Raw genomic sequence first — 4091 nt, forward strand, 5'->3', positions numbered from 1 at the left:
CGCGTGTAACGCGCGGCGGGGTGGGGTGACGGTCTCTCCACATCCAACAGTGCCCGAGTTGAGGGATCACCCCACCCCGTCTCACATTTCGCTCCGCTCAATGCGAGCCGACCCTCCCCCTCCAGGGGAGGGTAAACAAGTCACATCGGCCTATAGGCCCGCACGTCCGACGGCACGTTGACGCCGAGCTTGATCTGGCCGACCGACCTGATGATGTCGTCGCCGAGCAGTTGCGCGAAGCAGGCGTAGCCCCAGTCGCTCATGTGCAGGCCGTCGGCGATCACGAAATTCTCGATCGGGATCGCCTGCTTTTCGTGCCAGTCCTTCATCACCGCGAAGCGCGGAAATAAGCCGACCTTGCGAAGCTCGGCGGTCTTGGTCAGCAGCGTCATCATCTTGCCGGCGCTTTCGGCGTGCTCGTTGACCCGCGGCGAATATTGCGGATCGATCAGCACGATGTCGGCGCCAACAGCCTGAATGCGCGCGATGCCTTCCTCGACGAGCTTTGCCGTCTCACCCGGATCGAGGTTGCGCAGCACGGCGTTGGTGCCGACTTGCCAGATCACCAGATCGGGATGCGCGTCGATGACGGCGGTCTGCAGCCGCTTCATCATTTCGGGCGCGTCCTCGCCGCCCTTGCCGGCATTGATGACGGAGATATCGGCCGTCGGATATTGCCGGCGCAATTGCGCGGCTAGCCGGTTGGGATAGTTGAACTCCGGCGACGTCGCGCCGAAGCCGGCGGTCGATGACGATCCGAACGCGACGATCACCACCGGCTGACCTGCGACGAGCTTGCTCGCGACGCGCGGCAGCGACCCCATCGATTTGGAAGCACCCTTTGGCGGCAAGCACGGAACACGGCTGAAGATGTCGCCGGCCGATTTCGCGACCTCCTTCACCCTGTCGATCGCATTGCCGGTGATGCCCTTCTGCGCGGCCGGATTGGCGGCAGCCGCCGGCGCGGCCTGCGGCGGGACGCCTTCAGCGGTGGGCCTGTTTTCAGCCTTGTTTTGAGTTTTGGCGTTGTCGGACAGCGCCGCCTGCTGGGCGATCTGTTGGGGGGCCGCCTGGGCATGCAGCGGAAGCACCGAGGCAGGCATCAACAGCGCCAAGCCAGCGGCAGAGACAGTCAGGAATATCGACAAACGAAAAGGGTAGTGAGAACTCATTAACGCTGGTCCCTAATTCTGCTGCGCCTGATCCAGCCGGGCCGCATCGAGCACAAATTTCGACAGCGCGCGGCCCAGGCAGCCATGAACCCGTTTGGCCATGTCGGTGCCATGAAAAGTACTGAACAGGTCGAAATCTCCGGCATCGTTCCAGTGACGCATGATGGCAAACCGGTCGAACAGCGGAACATTATGCTGCTGCGCCACCACGCGCATATTATCCAGGTATGGCGGCGCAGAAATCATCGTTTCCGTGCGCGGGCTGTATTGCAGATTGACCAGAACCACATCGGCTCCTGCATTTTGCAGCGCAGCAACTCCCTCGTCGATGGCACCGCGAAAATCGTCGGGATCGACGGATCGCATAGCATCGACGGTCCCCGTCTGCCAGATGACCAAAGTAGGCCTTTTTGCTTCCACCAGCTTAACGAGAGTGGCGTCCGTCTCCTCCGCGGTTTTTCCGGGCTGTAGTTCTACGAATAGATTGATCGGGATCGAGGGCAGCTTCTCCTTCAGCGCGGCTTGTAATTTGGCGGGATAGGCGCTGTCGGCCGACGCGGCGATGGTCGAGGAACGGCTGCCCACCACGAGGATGGTCAGCGGCCGGCCGTTCTTGACGGCCTCGGTGACCTTTGGCAGCACGCTTTCGGTGTTCAGGAGATAGGCCGGCACCTCGCAGGCTTGGGGGGCTTGGGGGGTATCCTCGGCGCGCGCCAAACCGGTAGCCGCAAGACCGGCGAGCAGGGACAGGGCTAGTACGGCTCCAGAACCGGGCCTCATACGCTCCCTCCGGCCATATCGGCATTGCCGCCTGTGCGCTTTGTCTTGGACGCATCTTTGTCGGCCGAATGCTTGTACCACGAAATCACCCACGCCACGCCCCACATGATGAGGATTCCGGCAAGGCTGACCAGGGCGTGCGTGAGAGCACCCCCGCCAACTTCGGCCAGCACGAAATGCCCTGCGAAGGCCAGGAAGACGCCGAGACAGAATATCTCAAGCGAATGCTGGCCACACAGGATCAATGGTCGCAGCCAGGGCGATTTCAGGCCCGCCCAATCCCTGGGCAGGAAGCGCACGGTGAGCGCCGCCAGCGCCAGAAAATGGGCAAACCGCAGCACATCCAGGTCGGTCTTGGTGATCGGATACATCCACTGTTCGAGCCGCTTCGGCATCAGAAAGCTGAGCTGCGGTATGTGCCAGGTCAACGTGACGAAGAATGCAAACAGCAGATAGGCAATGCAAATCCACATCGTCACCGGCGACGACAGGATGCGGGACATCCGCGCCGCGCCGCCCAGCGCACACCAGGCGCCGAATACGAACAGCAACTGCCAGCAGAACGGGTTGAAGATCCAAAAGCCGCTCGGATAGGCCGTCAGGTACCAGTCGAACTGCCAGGTCAGCGCATACAGCAGCACCGACAGGCCGAGCGACACGTCAGGCCGCCACTTCATCAGCCACAGGATAACAGGCAGAAACAGCATCAGCACGATGTAGAGCGGCAGCACGTCCATGTTGACCGGACGGAAGCGCAACAGCAGCGCCTGGACGATGGTGACATCCGGCTGCTTGAGAAAATCCATGATGCCCATTTCTTCGCTGTAAAGCGGGTTCTCGAAACGGGTCGCGACGTAGGAAATTTCGGCGAGGAAGATCGTGAACAGGAACACATGCGCGACGTAGATCTGCCAGACCCGGCGCATGATCCGCGCGGTCGCCACCACGAAGCCAGCCTGCAGCATCGCGCGGCCGTAGACGAAGGCGGCGGTGTAGCCGGAGATGAAGATGAAGATTTCGGTGGCGTCGGAAAATCCGTAATTACGGATCGTGAACCAGGTCAGTATATTGGTCGGCAGATGATCGACGAAGATCAGCCACAGCGCCATGCCGCGAAACAGGTCGAGCCGCAATTCGCGCTCGCCGGCCACCGGCAGCGCAATCGCCGGCGCGGAAGCCGCCGCGGCCTTGCTATCGCTGAGAGGCCTTCCGGCAACGGGATCGGCAATGGACGACATCTGGCACCGTTAGTCGAGCTTTTACGTGTGCACTGCCCGGGAAGGATAATATCGGCCCGCACCTTGCACACAAGATACGCAAACAGATACGGGGCCGGACCGCGCGCGGGTGCGCTCTAGAATGGAACTATGTTGAAACCACGATCAAACAAGCGACAAACCCGGCCGGCCGGAGATTGGTTCCCCCGGCATTCTTGGCTATGATGGAACAGAATTTCCGGAAGCTTGCCCGCATGTACCGCGCCGTCACCCGTCAGATCGAAGTCACTGTCGAACCGAACTTCCTGCCCGAGCGCTCGTCGGTCGATCGCGGCCAGTATTTCTGGTCCTACACCATCATCATCACCAATAGCGGCGCCGAGACCGTGCAGCTCCGCACCCGGCACTGGATCATCACCGACGCCACCGGCCGCAAGCAGGAAGTCCGCGGCGAAGGCGTGGTCGGCGAGCAGCCCGTGCTCGCGCCGGGCGAGCGCTTCGAATACACGAGCGGCGTGCCGCTGCCGACCGCGTCGGGCTTCATGACCGGGCGCTACCAGATGGTCAGCGAAAGCGGCGAGCGGTTCGAGATCGACGTGCCGACGTTCTCGCTGGATAGCCCCGATAACAGGCGGGTGTTGAACTAGGGACATTGCGGCCTCCTCAGTAGCCCGTCTCGTAGGATGGGTGGAGCGAAGCGATACCCATCAACGTCAGTGCGCGTGATGATGGGTTTCGCTTCGCTCTACCCATCCTACGAATGACATACCTTCGCGATCTCGCGGCGCATGGCGTCCGAGGTTTGTTTGAGAACTTCCCGCCCTCCTTGTCAGAGGGCGCAGGGAAGACCGGGTGCTTGCTGCACCCGCGGTCTCGCGTGCGATTTGCGCTAAAGAAAATGCACACGAGCATACAGGGCAGC

At 61.6% G+C, this 4091-nt stretch carries 4 protein-coding genes; 1 reads left to right on the plus strand and 3 read right to left on the minus strand.

Features of this window, described 5'->3' with window-relative positions; genetic code table 11:
* Positions 1-140 precede the first annotated feature (140 nt).
* The 3 genes from IVB22_RS40380 to IVB22_RS40390 are packed head-to-tail and all read right to left on the minus strand — an operon-like array spanning position 141 to position 3190.
* On the minus strand, positions 141-1172 hold the full coding sequence (locus tag IVB22_RS40380) for an SGNH/GDSL hydrolase family protein (protein WP_247522706.1): 1032 nt from the start codon (positions 1170-1172) through the stop codon (positions 141-143).
* Between the two features lie 12 nt (positions 1173-1184).
* Positions 1185-1952 carry an SGNH/GDSL hydrolase family protein gene (locus IVB22_RS40385; protein ID WP_247522707.1) on the minus strand — a complete coding sequence of 256 codons (768 nt, stop codon included), beginning with the start codon at positions 1950-1952 and terminating at the stop codon, positions 1185-1187.
* Positions 1949-3190, minus strand: coding sequence for an OpgC domain-containing protein (locus tag IVB22_RS40390; RefSeq protein ID WP_247522708.1), 1242 nt, complete (start codon positions 3188-3190; stop codon positions 1949-1951). The genes IVB22_RS40385 and IVB22_RS40390 overlap by 4 nt, the downstream gene beginning before the upstream one ends.
* Before the next feature lie 233 nt (positions 3191-3423).
* Here IVB22_RS40390 and apaG point away from each other — a divergent pair, with 233 nt between their 5' ends.
* Positions 3424-3816 carry a Co2+/Mg2+ efflux protein ApaG gene (gene apaG, locus IVB22_RS40395; RefSeq protein ID WP_247522709.1) on the plus strand — a complete coding sequence of 131 codons (393 nt, stop codon included), beginning with the start codon at positions 3424-3426 and terminating at the stop codon, positions 3814-3816.
* Positions 3817-4091 lie beyond the last annotated feature (275 nt).

Origin of the sequence: Bradyrhizobium sp. 190 (assembly GCF_023073415.1) — a bacterium.
Classification (GTDB): domain Bacteria; phylum Pseudomonadota; class Alphaproteobacteria; order Rhizobiales; family Xanthobacteraceae; genus Bradyrhizobium.